This is a genomic window from Marinicauda salina, from assembly GCF_003122085.1.
GTDB classification, from domain to species: Bacteria; Pseudomonadota; Alphaproteobacteria; order Caulobacterales; family Maricaulaceae; genus Maricicauda_A; species Maricicauda_A salina.
In genome coordinates this window covers 730842-748069 of record NZ_QEXV01000001.1, presented here as the reverse complement: position 1 = coordinate 748069, position 17228 = coordinate 730842, and the positions used below count along the sequence as shown (strand labels likewise).

The window sequence follows — 17228 nt, the reverse complement described above, 5'->3', positions numbered from 1 at the left end:
GTCAGCCCCTTCCGCGGCGTCGAGCCCGGCGCGCGGCGCGCTCCGGCCGGGCGTCCTCGTCCGGCAGGACGGGATCGATGACGCTCGCCTCGCCCTCGCGATCGGACGCGCCGGCGGCGCACGCGACGCTCTCGGCGAAGAAGCGGATATGCTGGTTGAACACCTGCTGGGTGTAAATGCCGAAATGGTTCGCGCCCTTGACCAGGGCGGCGTATTTCGGCCCCGGCGCGGCGTCGTAGAGCCGCCGCCCGCGCGCCAGCGGGATGAGCCGGTCGTCGTCGCCGTGGATCCACAGGATGGGCGCGGTCACCCCGGCGATCTGGCGGATGGAATCGTAGCGGTCGCGGAACACCAGGCGCGGCAGCAGGAAGGCCGTGCGCGAGCGCACGATGTCGCGGAAGCTGTCATAGGGCGCGTGGAGGATCACCCCGCCCACCGGTCGCGCCACGGCGACCTGGACGGCCGTGCCCGAACCCAGCGACTCCCCGTAGACGACCAGCTTCGACAGGTCGACGCCGGCCTCGGCCAGCCGGTCGCAGACCAGGATGGCGTCGCGGACATTGTTCTTCTCGCTGGGCCGGCCGGTCGAGCCGTTGAAACCGCGATGGGCGAGCGCGGTGAGCCCCCAGCCCGCGGCCAGGAACATCCGGAAGAAGCGCGCCCGGCGCCACAAAGCGCGGCGGTTGCCGTGAAGATAGACGATGTGCGGCGCGCCCTCCCAGGCCGGATCCGCCCGCCACAGCACCAGCCGCTCGCCGTCGGGGGTCTCGATCTCGTCCTCGCGCGCGTTGTCGAGCCCCGCCTCCTCGGGGTGGGTGCGCGTGGGATCGGTGAAGTAGATGATCCGGCTCTGCCAGATGAACAGCGCCGCCCAGAAGACGTAGACCGCGCCCAGCGCGACGACGCCGGCCCGGCCCCACGGCCCGATCCAGAGCCAGGCCGAGCCGACGAGCTCGGCGATCTCCCCCCAATCCACGGCTGCGCCCTCCCTCGCGAACCGATGCGCGGAGGATTAGGCGACGCGCGGCGGGGCGGAGTCCATGGCCGAGGGCGCCTCGAGAACGCGAGCCGGGCTCAGGTGCGGCGGGATTGCATCGGAAGCTGTCGGTCAGTCGATCGCCTTGACGATGGACTCGGTCATCTTCTTGGCGTCGCCGAGCAGCATCATCGTGTTGTCGCGGAAGAAGAGCGGGTTCTCGATACCCGCATAGCCCGAGCCCAGCGAGCGCTTGACGAAGAAGACGGTCTTGGCCTTCCAGACCTGCAGCACGGGCATGCCGTAGATCGGGCTCGAGGGATCGTCCTCGGCGGCCGGGTTGGTGACGTCGTTGGCGCCGATCACGAAGGCGACGTCGGCGGTCGAGAACTCCGAGTTGATGTCCTCGAGCTCGAACACCTCGTCATAGGGCACCTGGGCCTCGGCGAGCAGCACGTTCATGTGGCCGGGCATGCGCCCGGCGACGGGATGGATGGCGTAGGAGACGTCGACGCCTTCGGCCTTCAAGAGGTCGGCCATCTCCTTGAGCGCGTGCTGGGCCTGGGCGACCGCCATGCCGTAGCCGGGCACGATGATGACCTTGCCGGCGTTCTGCATGATGAAGGCCGCGTCGTCGGCCGAGCCCTGCTTGATCGTCCGGTCGACGTCGTCGCCGCCGGCCGCCGCGGCGGTCTCGCCGCCGAAGCCGCCGAGGATCACCGAGATGAAGGACCGGTTCATCCCCTTGCACATGATGTAGGACAGGATCGCGCCCGAGGAGCCGACCAGCGCGCCGGTCACCAGCAGCGCGGTGTTCTCCAGCGTGAATCCGAGCGCGGCGGCGGCCCAGCCCGAATAGCTGTTGAGCATGGAGACGACGACGGGCATGTCCGCGCCGCCGATCGGCACGATCAGCAGCACGCCGAGCACGAGCGCGACGATGGTGACGATCCAGAAGGCGACCTTCGCCTCGCCGCCCGAGGCGGTCAGGAAGGCGATGAACACCGCGACCGCGATCCCGAGTCCGAGATTGAGCCAGTGCTGGCCGGCGAACACGATCGGCTTGCCGCTCATGATCCCCTGCAGCTTCATGAAGGCGATCACCGAGCCGGAGAACGTGATCGCGCCTATCCCCGCGCCAAGCGACAGCTCGACCAGGGAGAGCGCCCTCACGTCGCCCATCGCCGTGGCGATGTGGAAGGCCGCCGGCGCGTAGAGCGCCGCCGCCGCCACCAGCACCGCGCTCAGCCCTACGAGCGAGTGGAAGGCGGCGACGAGCTGGGGCATCGCCGTCATGGCGATGCGCCGGGCGACCACCGCGCCGATCCCGCCGCCGATCGCGACGGCTGCGGCGATCATCAGCAGCCCCGCCCCGTCGAGCTCGATGACCAGCAGGGTGGTGACGATCGCCAGCGCCATGCCGGCCATGCCGAAATAGTTGCCGCGCCGGGCCGTCTCCGGGCTCGACAGCCCCCTCAGGGCGAGAATGAACAGGATGCCCGAGCCGAGATAGAGCAGCGCGGCGAGATTGGCGGACATGATCGCTCCGATGTTTCCGGCGTTGGGCGGGGGTTCGGACCTAACCTCCGAGCGAGATCACCCGGGCGCAGCGGCCTTCCTCGAACATGCCGCCGTAGCGGGTGTAGTCGACTTCCTGGCAGATCGCGTTGTCGGCGACCGGCTGGTAGCGCACGAACGCCTGGGCCTCCTCGGCGCGATGCCGGGCCAGCACGGCGTGGGCTGCGGCGATGCCGCCCGGGCGCGAGCCGCCGTCGAACGTCATCGCCCAGCCGTTGCAGTGAAACAGCAGGCCGGATTCAGCCATCCAGACGCGGAAGATCGGGCATTGCTCGACCGCGATCGGCTCCTGCGCGGCGTACTGGCCCTGCTGGGCGGGAGCGGCCGGCGTCGCGCGCTGAGGCTGGGTCTGGACGCGCTGCTGGGCTTCGGCGGCGGCCCCGAGGCCGGCGGCGAGAAGGATCGCGGCGAAGGCCGCGAAGACGACAGGCTTCATTTCGACTTCTCCTTCTTCCGGTACATCGCCAGCATGCGCTGGGTGACCAGGAATCCGCCGAAGATGTTGACGCTGGCGAGCAGAACCGCGAGCGCGCCCGCGCCCTTGGCGAACTGCCCGCCCGCGCCGGTCGCGGCGGCGCCCGCGGCCAGAAGCGCGCCCACGATGATCACCGAGGAGATGGCGTTGGTGACGCTCATCAGCGGGGTGTGCAGCGCAGGCGTCACCGACCAGACCACGTAGTAGCCCACGAAGATCGCGAGCACGAAGACGGCCAGCCGGAAGACGATCGGGTCGACGGCTTCCATGCCGCTACCGATCCGTGGTTTCGACGGCCGCCGGCTGGGCCGGCCCCATCGCCGTCCACAGCGCGCTGCCGCCGGCGCTGAGCGTCACGATCGCCGCGCTGGCGATGACGATCTGTGCGATCCTGCGTTTCATGGGCCTTTCCTCCTCTATTCGCCGTGGACGACCGACCCGTCCCGGGTCAGCGCCATGGCCTTGATGATCTCGTCGTCCCAGTGCGGCGCGCAATTCCCCTCCTCGTCGAGGAGAAGCGGCGCCAGGCTGACGAGATTCTTCGCGAACAGCTGCGAGGCGTCGGCGGCGAGCCGGCCCGGCAGGTTCGTGAAGCCCGCGATTTTCACCCCGCCATGCTCGACGACCTCGTCGGGCCGGGTGAGTTCGCAATTGCCGCCCTGGACGGCGGCGATGTCGACAATGACCGAGCCCGGGCGCATGGACTCCACCATCGCGGTGTCGATCAGCCTTGGAGCCGGCCGGCCGGGAATGAGCGCGGTGGTCACCACCACGTCCTGCTTGGCCAGGTGCGCCGCGACCAGCTCGGCCTGCTTGGCCTTGTACTCGTCGCTCATCTCCTTGGCGTAGCCGCCGGCGGTCTCGGCTTCCTTGAATTCCTCATCCTCGACGGCGACGAACTTCGCCCCCAGCGACGCCACCTGCTCCTTGGCGGCCGGGCGCACGTCGGTCGCCGAGACGACCGCGCCGAGACGCCGCGCCGTGGCGATGGCCTGAAGCCCGGCGACGCCGGCGCCCATCACGAAGGCCTTGGCGGGCGCGATGGTTCCCGCCGCGGTCATCATCATCGGGAAGGCGCGCCCGTAGAGCGCGGCGGCCTCGATCACGGCGCGGTAGCCGGCGAGGTTCGATTGCGAGGACAGCGCGTCCATCGACTGGGCCCGCGTGATGCGCGGGGTGAGCTCCATCGCCAGCGCGTTCACGCCGGCCTCCGCGCAGGCCTTGGCGAAGGCCTCGTCGCCGTGCGGTTCGAGAAGGCCGAGGAGCAGGCAGCCCTTCGGCATCTTGCCGATCGTCTCCTCGTCGGGCCGGCGCACGGCGAACACCGCCTCGGCGTCCTTGAGCGCCTGCGCGCGGGTGACGAGCTTCGCTCCGGCGTCCTTGTAGAGATCGTCAGGCAGATCGGCCCCGGCGCCGGCGCCCTTCTCGACGCGCAGCTCCGCGCCGAGCTTGATCAGGGATTTCACGCTGTCGGGCGTGGCGGCGACCCGGCTCTCGCCGGACTGGCGTTCCCTGAGGACGGCGATTCGCATGCGGACTCCCGCGGAGGCGGACACGGGGAATGGTTAACCCGCCTCAAGCATGCGCGAATCGGCCCGCAGGGCAAAGCGCGAATTTGTGAGCGCGCGGTGAGGCCGCGCCGCCTGTCAGGCGCCGAACGCCGTCACCAGCACGCCGCCGATCAGCGCGATCCCGGTGAGCGCGACGAGCGACGCCCAGTAGGCCGCGCCGCGCTTGAGCGCCGCGCCGGCCGCGCCGCCGGCGATCAGCGTCACGACCAGGGACGGGAACCAGGCCACGTCGGTGGCGAAGACCAGCGTGAGGAAGAGGATCGTCACCCCGGTGATCAGGGTCGCCAGGACCCCCGCGCCCATCACGCCCTCGAAGGTGCGCTTCTGCATCGTGATGTCCATGTCGCCGCGGGTGTGCTCGGCCGCCATCGGTCTCTCCCTGCTCCAGACGGTTCGATCGGCTGTTATCACGGCCGCGCGCGGCCGCCAAGCCGGCGTCGCGCTCAAGCCTTGGCCCAGCCCTCGACGAGCGCCTCGATCGCGGCGACCGCGGCGAGCGGCTGGTCGAGAATGAGATGATGCTCGGCGTTCGGAACCGACACGAAGGGCGCGCCGGAAAACTTCGACTTCATGAAGTCCCACGTCTCCGCCTGCATCAGCTTCGAGCGCGCGCCGCGGATGAAGGCGAGCGGACAGCCGGCCTCGGCGGCGACCTTATCGGGGTCGCGCGGCTCGTAGGTCAGCTTGCGCCAGAGATCGGGATCGAACAGCCAGGTGAAGCCGCCCTCGACGGCCTTCAGCGAGCCGCGGGCTATGTGGTCGACGAGCCAGATTTTCTCGCATTCCTGCTCGGGCAGCAGCCGGAAGCGCGCCAGCGCGGCGGCGAGATCGGGATAGACCCGCCCGCCATGACGCGGGGGATTGCCCGAGCGCTGCTGGTCCAGCGGCCGGATCGGGCTGTCCATGACGATCGCGCCGGCCAGCGCGTCGCCGAACTCGGTGGCGGCCTTGAGCGTGACGAAGCCGCCGAAGGAATGGCCGGCGAAGACCGGCTTGCCCGCCTCGAACGCGCCGGCGTCCGTCGCGGCGGCGCGCATGTCGGCGGCGTGCTCGGCCATGGCGTAGACGTCGCGCCAGCCCGACTCGCCCATGCCGGCGATGTCGGGGGCGACGACCCGGCGGCCGGATTGCGCCAGGAACGGGCCGATCGCGTCCCACCAGCCCTTGTGGGCGGTGCCGCCGTGGATGAGCACGAGCCCGGGATCGCCGCGCTCGCCCCACGCCTTCCACGCGAGCTTGATCCCGTCGCGCTCGGCGGCTCCGGTTTCGACGGGTTGCTCGAGCGCCTCGGCGAACCAGGCCGGCGCGTCGGGCGCGGCGCCGTTGAACGGCGCCAGGGGCGGCGGGAGGCGGTCGGACTTGGTCATCGCGCGATCTCTTCGGGGCGGGCCGGAAGGGGTTAGGCGCGCCGGGCCGCGAGGTCAATCACCTCCCGCCGGGCGCACGCCAAGACATTGTTTACCCTAACGATCTCTCACCACCGCATACACGCGGCCTTTACGGCGCCTGTCCCATAACGGTTCGCAACAAGGCGAAGCCGGCCGCCGCCGATCACGCGGAAAACCGCGGACCGGAGACCGAGGCGGCGGGTTTCGGACAAAGACCGAAAAGGCGTGGGTGAGATGGCGAAAACCGTACTGATCGTGGACGACGATCCGACGCAGCGCCGCCTGATGCAGGCGGTCCTGGAGAAGCAGGGGCATCATCCCGAAACCGCCGACAGCGGCGAGGCCGGGCTCGAACGCGTCCGCCGCGGCGGCGTCGACGTGGTGCTGCTCGATCTCGTCATGCCGGGGATGGACGGCATCGAGACGCTGGAGGCGATCCACGCCCGCTCGCCGGAGCTGCCCGTCATCGTGCTCACCGCCCATGGCGGCATCGAGACGGTGGTCAAGGCGATGCGCGCCGGCGCGGTCGACTTCTTCGTCAAGCCGGCCAGCCCGGAACGCATCGCGGTGTCGATCCGCAACGCCTTCAAGGTGCGCGACCTGTCCGGCGAGGTGAGCCGGCTCAAGCGCGCCCAGTCCGGCCAGCTCGGCTTCAAGGACATGGTCGCCGAGGCCCCGGCGATGCGCCAGGTCGCCCGGCTGGGCGAACGCGCCGCGCGGTCGAGCATCCCGATCCTGATCACCGGCGAGAGCGGCGTGGGCAAGGAGCTCGTCGCGCGCTCGATCATGGCCGCCTCGGACCGCGCCGGACGGCCGTTCGTCGCCGTGAATTGCGGCGCGATACCCCAGAACCTCGTCGAATCCACCCTGTTCGGCCACGAGAAGGGCGCGTTCACCGGCGCGGTGGCCAAGCACATGGGCAAGTTCCAGGAGGCCGACGGCGGCACGCTCTTCCTCGATGAGATCGGCGAGTTGCCGCTCGACATGCAGGTCAAGCTGCTGCGCGCGCTGCAGGAGGGCGAGGTCGACCCCGTCGGCTCGAAGAAATCGGTGAAGGTCGACGTGCGGATCATCTCCGCGACCAACCGCGATCTCGCCGAACAGGTGAAGCAGGGCGAGTTCCGCGAGGACCTGTTCTACCGGCTCAACGTCTTCCCGATCGAGGTGCCGCCGCTGCGCGAGCGCCGCGACGACATCCCCGCGCTCGTGCGCCACTTCATCGCGCGGTTCAACGCCCAGGAGGGCAAGTCGGTGCTCGACGCGACGGGCGAGACGATGGACCTGCTCGCCGGGCACGAATGGAAAGGCAATGTGCGCCAGCTCGAGAACGCGGTGTTCCGCGCCGTCGTGCTGTGCGACGGCGATTATCTCACGCCCGAGGACTTCCCGCAGATCTCGGGGCTGACGCCCGGCCTGAAGGACGACGCGCCGGCCGACGCCGCGAAATCCGCGCCGGCGGCGCCGGAAGCGGACGCCGAACCGGCCGACGGCGCCGAGATCGGTCCGATCGACATCACCGATCCGGGCGGTCATATCCGCTCGCTGGAAGACATCGAACGCGACCTCATCGCCTTCGCCATCGAGACCTATTCAGGCCGCATGGCGGAAGTCGCGCGCCGGCTCGGCGTCGGCCGCTCGACGCTGTATCGCAAGGTCCGCGAATACCATCTCGACGTGGACAATTTCCGCGAGGCGGGCTGAGCCCGCCTCAGGCGATGATGTCGGGATTGAGCTGGTCCTCGATCGCGTAGATGCGGTCCTTGAGGGCCAGCTTCTCGCGTTTCAGGCGGACCATCTTGAGCTGATCGTTGACGCCGCAGGCCTGCAGCGCCTCGATGCGCGCGTCGAGATCGCGATGCTCGCGGCGGAGCTCCTCCAGCTTGGCGCGCAACGCGGCTTCGTCGAGTTCACCGTACATCAGGCGCAACGCCCTCTCGTGTCAGCGTCTGCAGCGGACGCGACAGCTTGTCTGAAGATCGATCGCGCGCCGCATCGCAGACCCCGCGCCGGCGCGAATATGAAATCATATTACACCGTTTCGGCCGCAGCGAAAACGGCCGCGACGAACCCGTCGGTCTCGGCGCGCGCGCCGATGCGGGCGCCGTAATCGGCCAGCGCGGCGGCGCAGACACGCGCGGGCGCGTCGCCGCGCGCCATCGGGCACAGGCGCCCGAGGGGTTCGAGCGCGGCCTGCTCCAGCCGCTCGGCCTCGAGCTCGGCGGCGAGGACGGACTTCCTCAGACCGCCCGCCCCGGCGGGATCGACGAAAGAGGGCGCGCGCTTGAGCAAGTCGCGCGCCGCGCGCAGGGGCTTCACCACGCGCGCCGACCACAGCGCGGAGATCTCGAGCGCCCGGCCCAGGGCCGGCCGCGGATCACGGCCGGCGGCGGCCACCCAGGCGATCCAGAGCGCGAGATTGACGTCCATGCCCCCGGCCTGGATCGCCAGGCAGGCCGGCTTCACGCCCTCGGCGGCGTAGACCTTCACCGAGAAATCCCAGAACCGCGCGCTGTCCGCTCCCGGGCTCATGGCGCCCCTTTCCGTCGCGATGGTTCACCGTGTCTTCACCGTGGACGCAGGCGGCTGCGTCGCCGGCTGATTTGTGAATTGAACACCGCGCCTCCCCGGTGCTTCAATCGCAATCGTCAACCTAGCGAAGGAGGCAAGCATGCCAACTGAAGCGCGTATTCGCGAACTCGATGCTAGGCACCACAAGCTGGATGCCCGGATTGAACAAGAACGCAAGCATCCCTCCGCAGACACGCTTCAACTGGCCGCCCTCAAGAAAGAGAAACTTCTGCTCAAGGAGCAGATCGAGAAGCTTCGAAGTCGACCGTGACGGCGCCTGAGGCGCCGCCGTCGAGAGGAAGGGGCGGATCGCCATCCGCCCCTTTCTTGTTTCACCCGCACCGCCGCAAAGCGACCGCCGCCCATGATTCGACTGCTCGTCCTCTGCACTTTCGCGCTCGCCGCGGCCTCCGCGGCCGCCCAGCCCGTCGATCAGCGCCGCGCGGTGTGCCCGGCCGGGTATGACGCGCTCGAGGCCGAAGATCCCGCCGGCGCCATCGAGGCGTTCCGCGACTGCCTGGCGGCGCGCGAATACGAGTGGACCGTCGAGGCCGAGCTGCGCGCCCGCCTGGGCGCGGCGCATCTCGCGCTCGGCGAGGCCGATGCGGCGCTGCTCGCCTACAACCAGATTCTCGGCCTGGTCGAGAACAATGGGGGCGACGAGAACAACCCGCTGGTCCGGCGCAATCGCGCCGTCGCCTTCCTCCAGCTCGAACGCTACGAGGACGCGCTCGACGATCTCGAGATCGCCGCGCGGCGCACGCCCGAGGACCCCTTCGTCCGCACACTGCTGGGTTCGGCGCTGCTCGATCTCGAACGCCATGCGGAAGCCGCCGAGGCCTTCGACGCCGCGGTGCGGCTGGCGCCCGACGTCGCGACCGGCTGGATCGGGCGCTCGGCGGCCTTCATCGAACTCGGCCTGACCGACCGCGCCGTCGAGGACGGCCGCGAGGCCGTCGCCATCGCGCCGGAGAACCCGGGCGCGCTCAACGCGCTGTGCTGGGCGCTGGTGCAGGCCGAACGGGCCTCCGAGGGGCTCGACATCTGCCGGGCCGCCGTCGAGGCCGATCCCGAATCCGGCGCCATCGTGCACTCGCTCGCCGCCGCGCTCGAGCAGACCGGCGAGACCGGCGAGGCGCGCGATCTCTACGCGCGCGCCCACGAGCTGGCGCCGGACGATCCGGAGATCACCGAAGACTACGAGCGCGTCCACGGCGGCTGAGCCGACGCGACGATCCGGTTTACACGCGCCGCAGGCGGGGGTTTGATCGCGCCTCGCCGATCGGGATCGGGGGAAGAGACCATGCCGGCATCGGATCGCGTCGCCATCGTCACCGGAGGCGCCAAGGGGATCGGCGGGGCGTGCGCGCGCCGCCTCGTCGAGGAAGGCCTCCGGGTCGTCATCGCCGACATCGACGAGACCGCCGGAGAGGCGCTCGCCCGCGAACTGGACGGGGGCAAGGACCGCGCGCTCTTCGTCGATTGCGACGTCTCCGACAAGCTCGCCGTGGCCAACCTGATGGCCGAGACGCGCTCGGCCTTCGACCGCGTCGACGTGCTGGTCAACAACGCCGCGATCGTCTCGTCCGGCGACGTGCTGTCGCTGGAGCTCGCCGATTTCGACAAGGTGATGGGCGTCAATCTGCGCGGCGCCTTCCTCGTCGCCCGCGCGGCGGCGCGCCAGATGGTCGAACAGATCGAGGCCGAGAACACGCGCGCCGAGGACGCCCGCCGACGCTACGCCATCATCAACATGTCCTCGGTCAACGCGGTCGTCTCGATCGCCGACCAGCTCGCCTACTCGACCTCGAAGGGCGCGCTCAACCAGATGACCAAGTCGATGGCGCTCACGCTCGCGCCCTGGGGCGTGCGCGTGAACGCGATCGGACCGGGCTCGATCAACACCGACATCCTCAAGGCGGTCGCCGAAGACAAGGCGGCGATGCGGACCATCCTGTCGCGCACGCCGCTGGGCCGGCTCGGCGATCCCGACGAGATCGCCGGCGTGGCCTGGTTCCTCGCCTCGAAAGACGCGAGCTACGTCACCGGCGAGTGCGTCTACGCCGACGGCGGACGCCTCGCGCTCAACTACGTGATGAAGCCCGAGGACTACGAGGACTGATCATTTCAAGCGATCGCGTGATCGAACCGGCGAACCGGTTCCCACTTCGCCTGATCACGCTCTAGTCCAGCCGCTCGACCTGCGGGACGTCGCCGCTCCCGGCCGGGAGCACCCGCCAGCGCGTGTCGACATGGCTGGAGAAGTCGCGGGCCTTGATCGTGCTCACGGAAATCAGCTCGGCGATCGCCTCCTCGCGGCGCAGCGTGAGGACCAGATAGCCGCGCTCGTAGGGGTTCTGGTGCAGGACTTCCGGATTGCGTTCGACGATGTAGGCGCCGAAATCGACCCCCGGCGCCGCGACCATCTCGTAGTCGGACGGGCTGGTGACGCTGGTCACGCCGAATTCGGTCCCCACGCGCGTTCCCGCCTCGTCGTGAAGATCGAGGCACCAGTGGCAGTGCGAGTCGCCGGTGAGCGTGATGAAGTCGGCGCCGGCGGCGCGGGCGGCCGCGTAGAGCCGCTCGCGCTCGGCGGGGAAGCCGTTCCAGTCGTCCATGGTGATCGGCACGTCGAAGCGCGAGCGCAGGACGTAATCCCACACCTGGCCGCCGCGCATGCGCATCGCCCAGCGCAGCCAGAACGGCGTCACCTCGGCGTAGTTCGGCGCGTCGGTGCGGCCCATGATCACCTGGTTGGCGAAGATGCGCCACGGCTCGCCCCGGGCCGCGGAGTCGGCGAGCGTCGCGGCGACGCGGGCGAACTGGTCCTCGCCCAGCAGCGTGCGGTCGGGATCGCCGATCACGTCCTCGCGCCAGCGCCGGACGGCGGCGCGGACCTCGGGATCGTCCGGGTCGGCGTCGGCGGGGACGGGAAAGCTCGTCCAGTCGATCTCGTCCGACCGGGCGGTCAAGCGCGTCTCAAGCAGCAGCACGGTCCCCAGCTCGCCGATGCGCAGATGCGGCGACCGCGCGTGCATCGGATCGGACTCGCGCACCGGCAGCCAGGCCCGCCAGGCCGCCAGCGCGGCGTCGCGGCGTTCGACCCAGTCGCCCTCGTCGGGCTGGTGGTTCTCCGCGCCGGTCCGGTAGGCGTTGTTGGCCGTCTCGTGATCGTCCCAGACCGGCGCGAAGGCGGCGGCCGCCTTCAGCGCCTGCAGGTCGGGATCGAGGCAGTACTGGGCATGACGCCGCGCGTAGTCCTCATAGCTGACGATCTCGTGCTTCGGGTCGGGGACGCGAGACAGCCGCTCGGCGTCTTCTGTCGCATAACCGCCCATCGGGTATTCGTAGAGGTAGTCGCCGAGATGCAGGACGAGATCGATGTCGCCGCGCCCGGCGGCGTCGCGATAGGCGTTGAAGAAGCCCGCCGGGTAGTTGGCGCAGGAGAAGGCCGCGATGCGGAATTCGTCCACCCGCCCCTCGGGCAGGGTCCGCGCCCGGCCGGCCGGGGAGACGTCGCCGGCGTGGCGGAAGCGGTAGAAATACGTCCGCCCCGGCTCGAGCCCTGCGACAACCGCCTTCATCGGCGTCGCGCCGTTCGTCGCCGGTCCGGCCGCTCCCAGCTCGCCCGCGTACACGATCTGCGAGAAGGCCTCGTCCGTCGCGATCTCGTAGCCGACCGGCTCCGCCGGATCGGTGACCGCCGTCCACAGCACGAGGCTGGTCTGGTCGGGATCGCCCGCGGCGACGCCGTGCTTGAACGGCCCTTCGCGAGCGGGCGGCGGATCGAAGCGCTCCTCGCCGCAGGCGGCCAGGCCCAGCCCGGCGCCGCCGATCAGCGCGTCGCGCCGCGTCAGCCCATCGAAATCCATGCTCCCCTCCTCGCTCCCTGTGCGTCCCGCGAACTCTTCCTTCCGGCCGCGGCGATGGCAAGCGCGCGATTGCGACGCTTCCCTGACAGGCGGCTTGAGGCTAGGGGAAGGCGATGACCGAGATCGCCGAGACCCGAACCGAGACCGCGCCCGACGAGGCGGCGGGCGAACGCCTCGATCGCTGGATGGCGGCGATCTGGTCCGACTTGTCGCGCTCGCGCTGCAAGGCGCTGGTCGAGGCCGGCCGGCTCTTCCTCGACGACGCGCCGCTGACCGACCCATCGGCGAAGGTGCGCGCCGGCGGCGTCTACCGTCTCGACGTGCCCGTCCCCGAGACGGCGACGCCGAAACCCGAGGCGATCCCGCTCGACGTGCTCTACGAGGACGACCAGCTCATCGTCGTCAACAAGGCCGCAGGCATGACCGTCCACCCCGCGGCGGGCGCCTGGACGGGCACGCTCGTCCACGCCCTGCTGCATCACTGCGCGGGCTCCCTGTCGGGCATCGGCGGCGTCGAGCGGCCGGGCATCGTCCACCGCCTCGACAAGGACACCTCGGGCGTGATGGTCGTCGCCAAGACCGACGCCGCCCACCAGTCGCTGCAGAAGCAGTTCGCCGACCACACCGTGGAGCGGGCCTATCTGGCCTTCGTGCGCGGCGCGCCGATCCCGCGGGCGGGCCGCCTCGAGACGCGGCTGGCGCGCTCGTCCCACGACCGCAAGAAGTTCGCCGTCGTGCGCGATCCCGACAGCACGGCCGGCAAGATCGCGGTCACCAATTACAGGACGCTGGCGACCTACGGCCAGGAGCCGAGGGCCGCGATCGGCGCGCCCATGGCCGCGCTCGTCGAATGCCGGCTCGAGACCGGGCGCACCCACCAGATCCGCGTTCACATGGCCCATCTCGGCTGCCCGATCCTGGGCGATCCGCTCTACGGCCGCGGCCGGTCGACGCCGCTGGCGACGGCCGAGAACGGCAAGGTGTTCAGGGATTTCCGCCGACAGGCGCTGCATGCGGCCGTGCTCGGCTTCGATCATCCCGCGACCGGCGAGCGCCTGCGCTTCGAGACGGAGACGCCCAAGGACATGCAGAGGCTGCAAGGGTTTTTGGAGCGGCTCTAGGGGGCGGCCGAGAACTGTCCGGGACGTGATCGAACGTAACCGCCGCTTCCAGCGGTCCACTTTCTCGAGGCGCGCGGGGCGTGTAGCGTAAGCTGATGCTGACCGCCCCGGAACCCGCGCACGCGCTCGCCGCGCCCCTTCTGGCCGCGTACACCCATACGCCGGCGCCCGGCGACATCGCCGCCGACGCCACGCTCTATGACGAGCGCGGCCGGACGCTGAACCTGTTCGAGGACGCCTTCGCCGGCCGGACGCTGCTCATCGCCTTCTGCGGGTCGCTGGCCGATGACGCGACCCGCGAGCGCCTGACCGCGCTGGCGGCTCGAGAGGCTTCGCTCGAGGCGCTGGGCGCCAATCTGGTGGTCGTCAGCTCCGACACCAGCGCGCCGGCCGCGCGCGAGGCGAAACGCGCGAGCGGGCTCCAGGCCCCGATCTGCGGCGACGCGACGGGGGCGGTGTTCGCCCAGTATGGGCTGTGCAAGGGGCGCGACATTCCCGAGCGGATCGCATTGCGGCTGGTCGTCGTGACCGCGCAGCGACAAGTGAGGCTGATCATGGAAGATGATCCCGCGATCGAGGCCGCCGAGAACGCGGCCCGCGATCTTCACGAGGAAGGCCGCCGGGCGGAAGGCTGGATTCCCGGTCACGCGCCGGTGCTGATCGTGCCGCACGCGCTGGATCCGGAGGATTGCCGCGATCTGATCGCGCATTTCGAGAGCCAGGGCGAGTTCCGCATCGACAAGCCTCCCGCCGGCGACGCGTCCGACTACAAGCTGCCGGTCTATGACTACAACCGCCAGGACCGCGTCGATCACGTGATCAAGGACGCCGCGCTCGCCCGGCGCATCGACGAGAAGCTCAATGCGCGCGTGATCCCGATGATCGCCAAGGCCTTCGCCTTCCAGGTGACGCGCCGCGAGGATCTGCACATCGCGCGTTACGCCGGCGCCCGCGAAGGCGTCGAGGTCGGCCATCGCGACAATGTCGCCCCGGCGACGGCGTATCGGCGCTTCGCGCTGTCGATCAGCCTCAACGACGATTACGAGGGCGGCGAGCTGGTGTTCCGCGAGTACGCCGAGCAGGGCTATCGCGGCGCGCCGGGCACGGCTCTGGTCTTCTCCTCGGCCCTGCTGCACGAGATCGCCGAGACCACGCGCGGCGTGCGCTACAACCTGATCAGCCACTTCTTCAACGATCAAAGCCTGCAGCAGGCCGGCCGCGCGACAGGGTGAGCGGCTAAACCGCCTTGGCCATCACCCAGTCGGAATAGATGCGTCCGCCGACCTCGAACTCGCGCTCGCCCACGGCCTCGAACCCGGTCGCGCCGTAGAAGGCCAGCGCGCGCTCGTTTCCCTTGTAGACGCCCAGGAAGAGCGTGCGCTTGCCCGCCGCGCGGGCGTGGTCGACCGCGGCGTCGAGCAGGCGCCGGCCGAGGCCGGAGCGCTGCAGCTTCGAGAGCACGTAGATGCGCTTGATCTCGACGTCGTCCGGCCCCGTCGGCACGGGCAGGTCCGGCGGGGAAAGATGGAGATAGCCCACCGGCGCGGCGCCAGGGTCCATCTCGGCGATCCACAGGGCCTGGCGCGCGTCGGCCAGCGCGGCGGCGTAGTAGTCGGGCGTCTGGCGCTCGGCGCAATGGCGCACGATGGCGTCGCCGTCGATGACGCCGGAATAGCTCTCGAGAAAGGTCGCCGCGCCGACGAGGGCGAGCGCGGCCTCGTCGCCGGGCGCGCAGGATCGAATGGCGGCGATCATGGCCGCACGGTTAGGCGGGCCGGCGGCGGCTGGCAAGACGACCTTTCCGAAACGTCACTTTCCCGCCGCCTTCGCGCCTGCAAAAATGAACAGGCGCAAAAAGGTCACACCCGGTTTCAATACAAAGTGAGAACCTCGCGCCGCCGCGATGCGTTACATACATGGCCGGTTCGCTGCGATGCAGCGAACGGGGAAGGCCCCGCCGGGGGCGGGTCTTCAAGGGAGAGAGGAAGAATGGCGAACGCGCCCGCATTGTCGATCTCGCCGGAAGCCGGACTGTCGCGCTATCTCGCCGAGATCCGGAAATTCCCGATGCTGGAGAAGGACGAGGAGTTCATGCTCGCCAAGCGCTGGCGCGAGCACGAGGACGCCGAGGCCGCCCACAAGCTCGTCACCTCGCACCTGCGCCTGGTGGCCAAGATCGCCATGGGCTATCGCGGCTACGGCCTGCCGGTGGCCGAGGTGATCTCGGAGGGCAATGTCGGGCTGATGCAGGCGGTCAAGAAATTCGATCCCGACAAGGGCTTCCGCCTGGCGACCTACGCCATGTGGTGGATCCGGGCCTCGATCCAGGAATACATCCTGCGCTCCTGGTCGCTGGTGAAGATGGGCACGACGGCGGCGCAGAAGAAGCTGTTCTTCAACCTGCGCCGGATGAAGAGCCAGATGAAGGCGCTCGATGAGGGCGATCTGCGCCCCGAGCAGGTCGAGGAGATCGCCACCAAGCTCGGCGTCACCGACGACGACGTGATCTCGATGAACCGCCGGCTGTCCGGTCCCGACGCCTCGCTCAACGCGCCGCTGCGCGCCGAAAGCGAGGCCGAGTGGCAGGACTGGCTCACCGACGAGGCCGCCGAGACCGCCGAGGAGGAACTCGTCCAGTCCGACGAGTTCGACACGCGCATGACGCTGCTTCAGGAGGCGATGGGCGTGCTCAACGAGCGCGAAAAGCACATCATCGAGGAGCGCCGGCTCACCGAGGAGCCCAAGACGCTGGAGGAGCTCGCGCAGGTCTACGGCGTCAGCCGCGAGCGCATCCGCCAGATCGAGGTGCGCGCCTTCGAGAAGCTGCAGACCGAGATGAAGCGCCTGGCCGAGGAAGAAGGCCTGATGCCGGCGTAATCGCCGGCGCTCAGTCCGCCTCGTCGTCGGCCTTCGCTCTCACGATCCCGACGGCGAGCGCGGCCTGGGCGAGATAGTAGGTCGTCCACACCGCCGCGCCGTCGAGGTCGAAGCGTCCCCAGGCGACGTTGAGTTCGCGGAACCAGCTCGCCCCGAGGATCGAATCCGAGATCACGAAGAGCAGCGCGCCGAGCAGGATCAGGCGCGGGCCGCGCACCAGCGCGGCGCAGATCGCCATGGCGAGAATGATCACGTTGTAGGCGATCGCCGGGCCGGCCAGCCCGCCCATATAGGGCCTCAACCACCAGATCATCGCCGCGCCGTAGACGACGAGCGCGCCGGCGAGCACCAGCCCGTCGCGGCGCCAGCCCCTTCCGAGGATCAAGCCGGCGAAGATGGCGATGTAGGCCAGATGCGCCGCGCCGAAAAAGCCGATCCCGGCGGCGAGCCGGGCGGGCTGCATCTCGAGCGCGTAGTCGCCGCACGCCGACAGGACGAGCGCGAGCGCCAGAAGCGGCGCCCGGCTGAACCCCGCATAGGCCGCCAGCATCACGATCCCCACCGCCTTCAGGGCGGCCATCCCCGGCATCGACGTGGTCGTGAGATCGAGCGCGAGGAAGGCGAAGGCGCAAGCCGCCGAGACGACGAGATAGACCGGCGCGGCCCAGTCGGGAATCAGGGTTTCCTCGGTTTCGCGTGCAGTCATGTCGCGCTCGACGCCTTAAGCGTCCTCCCATCCCCGGTCGTTCTCAGGCTAATCGACGCAGCCGAAAGGCGAAACTCTTTCGATTTCCGGAGCCGG

General features: G+C 69.8%; 20 protein-coding genes. 7 read left to right on the top strand and 13 right to left on the bottom strand.

What is annotated here, in order from left to right; translation table 11 throughout:
- Position 1: 1 nt before the first annotated feature.
- The 8 genes from DDZ18_RS03365 to DDZ18_RS03335 all read right to left on the bottom strand — a co-directional run bounded on the left by DDZ18_RS03365 (position 2) and on the right by DDZ18_RS03335 (position 5967).
- Positions 2–976: an alpha/beta hydrolase gene (locus DDZ18_RS03365; RefSeq protein ID WP_109251925.1), complete on the bottom strand. Its 975-nt coding sequence runs from the start codon at positions 974–976 to the stop codon at positions 2–4.
- Between the two features lie 132 nt (positions 977–1108).
- Entirely contained in the window at positions 1109–2515 is a 1407-nt protein-coding gene (locus DDZ18_RS03360) for an NAD(P)(+) transhydrogenase (Re/Si-specific) subunit beta (protein WP_109251924.1), read from the bottom strand.
- Between the two features lie 40 nt (positions 2516–2555).
- Complete coding sequence (locus DDZ18_RS03355) at positions 2556–2990, bottom strand: hypothetical protein (RefSeq protein WP_109251923.1); 435 nt, start codon at positions 2988–2990, stop codon at positions 2556–2558.
- On the bottom strand, positions 2987–3298 hold the full coding sequence (locus DDZ18_RS03350) for a proton-translocating transhydrogenase family protein (protein WP_109251922.1): 312 nt from the start codon (positions 3296–3298) through the stop codon (positions 2987–2989). Before DDZ18_RS03350 ends, DDZ18_RS03355 begins: the two co-directional genes overlap by 4 nt.
- A gap of 4 nt (positions 3299–3302) precedes the next feature.
- Positions 3303–3431 (bottom strand): hypothetical protein, encoded by a 129-nt coding sequence (locus DDZ18_RS14195; protein ID WP_269845054.1) that lies wholly within the window; start codon positions 3429–3431, stop codon positions 3303–3305.
- Between the two features lie 14 nt (positions 3432–3445).
- Positions 3446–4561 carry a Re/Si-specific NAD(P)(+) transhydrogenase subunit alpha gene (locus DDZ18_RS03345; protein ID WP_109251921.1) on the bottom strand — a complete coding sequence of 372 codons (1116 nt, stop codon included), beginning with the start codon at positions 4559–4561 and terminating at the stop codon, positions 3446–3448.
- A gap of 114 nt (positions 4562–4675) precedes the next feature.
- A complete protein-coding gene (locus DDZ18_RS03340; RefSeq protein ID WP_109251920.1) occupies positions 4676–4969 on the bottom strand; it encodes an aa3-type cytochrome c oxidase subunit IV in 294 nt (97 codons plus the stop codon).
- Between the two features lie 74 nt (positions 4970–5043).
- Positions 5044–5967 (bottom strand): alpha/beta fold hydrolase, encoded by a 924-nt coding sequence (locus DDZ18_RS03335; RefSeq protein WP_109251919.1) that lies wholly within the window; start codon positions 5965–5967, stop codon positions 5044–5046.
- Between the two features lie 255 nt (positions 5968–6222).
- Here DDZ18_RS03335 and DDZ18_RS03330 point away from each other — a divergent pair, with 255 nt between their 5' ends.
- Positions 6223–7689: a sigma-54-dependent transcriptional regulator gene (locus DDZ18_RS03330; protein WP_109251918.1), complete on the top strand. Its 1467-nt coding sequence runs from the start codon at positions 6223–6225 to the stop codon at positions 7687–7689.
- A gap of 7 nt (positions 7690–7696) precedes the next feature.
- On the opposite strand, the gene DDZ18_RS03325 is transcribed toward DDZ18_RS03330, so the two are convergent.
- Together DDZ18_RS03325 and DDZ18_RS03320 are read right to left on the bottom strand one after the other, a co-directional pair.
- A complete protein-coding gene (locus tag DDZ18_RS03325) occupies positions 7697–7906 on the bottom strand; it encodes a YdcH family protein (RefSeq protein WP_109251917.1) in 210 nt (69 codons plus the stop codon).
- Between the two features lie 110 nt (positions 7907–8016).
- Positions 8017–8517 (bottom strand): TIGR02444 family protein, encoded by a 501-nt coding sequence (locus DDZ18_RS03320; protein ID WP_109251916.1) that lies wholly within the window; start codon positions 8515–8517, stop codon positions 8017–8019.
- 139 nt (positions 8518–8656) lie between these two features.
- Here DDZ18_RS03320 and DDZ18_RS03315 point away from each other — a divergent pair, with 139 nt between their 5' ends.
- From DDZ18_RS03315 to DDZ18_RS03305, 3 genes are all read left to right on the top strand, one after another.
- Positions 8657–8827 (top strand): DUF465 domain-containing protein, encoded by a 171-nt coding sequence (locus DDZ18_RS03315; RefSeq protein WP_109251915.1) that lies wholly within the window; start codon positions 8657–8659, stop codon positions 8825–8827.
- A 93-nt stretch (positions 8828–8920) separates the two neighbouring features.
- On the top strand, positions 8921–9778 hold the full coding sequence (locus DDZ18_RS03310) for a tetratricopeptide repeat protein (protein ID WP_109251914.1): 858 nt from the start codon (positions 8921–8923) through the stop codon (positions 9776–9778).
- Between the two features lie 81 nt (positions 9779–9859).
- A complete protein-coding gene (locus tag DDZ18_RS03305) occupies positions 9860–10678 on the top strand; it encodes an SDR family NAD(P)-dependent oxidoreductase (protein ID WP_109251913.1) in 819 nt (272 codons plus the stop codon).
- A 61-nt stretch (positions 10679–10739) separates the two neighbouring features.
- On the opposite strand, the gene DDZ18_RS03300 is transcribed toward DDZ18_RS03305, so the two are convergent.
- Entirely contained in the window at positions 10740–12428 is a 1689-nt protein-coding gene (locus DDZ18_RS03300) for an alkaline phosphatase D family protein (RefSeq protein WP_109251912.1), read from the bottom strand.
- A gap of 113 nt (positions 12429–12541) precedes the next feature.
- Between DDZ18_RS03300 and DDZ18_RS03295 the strand changes: the two genes are divergently transcribed.
- Complete coding sequence (locus tag DDZ18_RS03295; protein ID WP_109251911.1) at positions 12542–13549, top strand: RluA family pseudouridine synthase; 1008 nt, start codon at positions 12542–12544, stop codon at positions 13547–13549.
- Between the two features lie 95 nt (positions 13550–13644).
- Positions 13645–14781, top strand: coding sequence for a redoxin domain-containing protein (locus DDZ18_RS03290; protein ID WP_109251910.1), 1137 nt, complete (start codon positions 13645–13647; stop codon positions 14779–14781).
- Positions 14782–14785: 4 nt separating this feature from the next.
- Here DDZ18_RS03290 and DDZ18_RS03285 read toward each other — a convergent pair whose 3' ends face one another.
- Positions 14786–15304, bottom strand: a complete 519-nt coding sequence (locus tag DDZ18_RS03285; RefSeq protein ID WP_109251909.1) for a GNAT family N-acetyltransferase — start codon at positions 15302–15304, stop codon at positions 14786–14788.
- A gap of 234 nt (positions 15305–15538) precedes the next feature.
- Here DDZ18_RS03285 and rpoH point away from each other — a divergent pair, with 234 nt between their 5' ends.
- The gene (gene rpoH / locus DDZ18_RS03280) at positions 15539–16426 is read left to right on the top strand and encodes an RNA polymerase sigma factor RpoH (protein WP_109251908.1); all 888 of its coding nucleotides are present in this window, start codon (positions 15539–15541) and stop codon (positions 16424–16426) included.
- Positions 16427–16436: 10 nt separating this feature from the next.
- Here the strand turns inward: rpoH and DDZ18_RS03275 are convergent, their stop codons facing one another.
- Positions 16437–17132 carry a lysoplasmalogenase gene (locus DDZ18_RS03275; RefSeq protein WP_109251907.1) on the bottom strand — a complete coding sequence of 232 codons (696 nt, stop codon included), beginning with the start codon at positions 17130–17132 and terminating at the stop codon, positions 16437–16439.
- Between the last annotated feature and the right edge of the window lie 96 nt (positions 17133–17228).

Coding starts and splice junctions, on each gene's coding strand:
- DDZ18_RS03350 (WP_109251922.1), bottom strand. CDS start 3,298: ATGGAAGCCGTCGACCCGATCGTCTTCCGGCTGGCCGTCTTCGTGCTC.
- DDZ18_RS03305 (WP_109251913.1), top strand. CDS start 9,860: ATGCCGGCATCGGATCGCGTCGCCATCGTCACCGGAGGCGCCAAGGGG.
- DDZ18_RS03290 (WP_109251910.1), top strand. CDS start 13,645: ATGCTGACCGCCCCGGAACCCGCGCACGCGCTCGCCGCGCCCCTTCTG.
- DDZ18_RS03320 (WP_109251916.1), bottom strand. CDS start 8,517: ATGAGCCCGGGAGCGGACAGCGCGCGGTTCTGGGATTTCTCGGTGAAG.
- DDZ18_RS03360 (WP_109251924.1), bottom strand. CDS start 2,515: ATGTCCGCCAATCTCGCCGCGCTGCTCTATCTCGGCTCGGGCATCCTG.
- rpoH (WP_109251908.1), top strand. CDS start 15,539: ATGGCGAACGCGCCCGCATTGTCGATCTCGCCGGAAGCCGGACTGTCG.
- DDZ18_RS03295 (WP_109251911.1), top strand. CDS start 12,542: ATGACCGAGATCGCCGAGACCCGAACCGAGACCGCGCCCGACGAGGCG.
- DDZ18_RS03325 (WP_109251917.1), bottom strand. CDS start 7,906: ATGTACGGTGAACTCGACGAAGCCGCGTTGCGCGCCAAGCTGGAGGAG.
- DDZ18_RS03310 (WP_109251914.1), top strand. CDS start 8,921: ATGATTCGACTGCTCGTCCTCTGCACTTTCGCGCTCGCCGCGGCCTCC.
- DDZ18_RS03275 (WP_109251907.1), bottom strand. CDS start 17,132: ATGACTGCACGCGAAACCGAGGAAACCCTGATTCCCGACTGGGCCGCG.
- DDZ18_RS14195 (WP_269845054.1), bottom strand. CDS start 3,431: ATGAAACGCAGGATCGCACAGATCGTCATCGCCAGCGCGGCGATCGTG.
- DDZ18_RS03330 (WP_109251918.1), top strand. CDS start 6,223: ATGGCGAAAACCGTACTGATCGTGGACGACGATCCGACGCAGCGCCGC.
- DDZ18_RS03340 (WP_109251920.1), bottom strand. CDS start 4,969: ATGGCGGCCGAGCACACCCGCGGCGACATGGACATCACGATGCAGAAG.
- DDZ18_RS03315 (WP_109251915.1), top strand. CDS start 8,657: ATGCCAACTGAAGCGCGTATTCGCGAACTCGATGCTAGGCACCACAAG.
- DDZ18_RS03345 (WP_109251921.1), bottom strand. CDS start 4,561: ATGCGAATCGCCGTCCTCAGGGAACGCCAGTCCGGCGAGAGCCGGGTC.
- DDZ18_RS03285 (WP_109251909.1), bottom strand. CDS start 15,304: ATGATCGCCGCCATTCGATCCTGCGCGCCCGGCGACGAGGCCGCGCTC.
- DDZ18_RS03300 (WP_109251912.1), bottom strand. CDS start 12,428: ATGGATTTCGATGGGCTGACGCGGCGCGACGCGCTGATCGGCGGCGCC.
- DDZ18_RS03335 (WP_109251919.1), bottom strand. CDS start 5,967: ATGACCAAGTCCGACCGCCTCCCGCCGCCCCTGGCGCCGTTCAACGGC.
- DDZ18_RS03355 (WP_109251923.1), bottom strand. CDS start 2,990: ATGAAGCCTGTCGTCTTCGCGGCCTTCGCCGCGATCCTTCTCGCCGCC.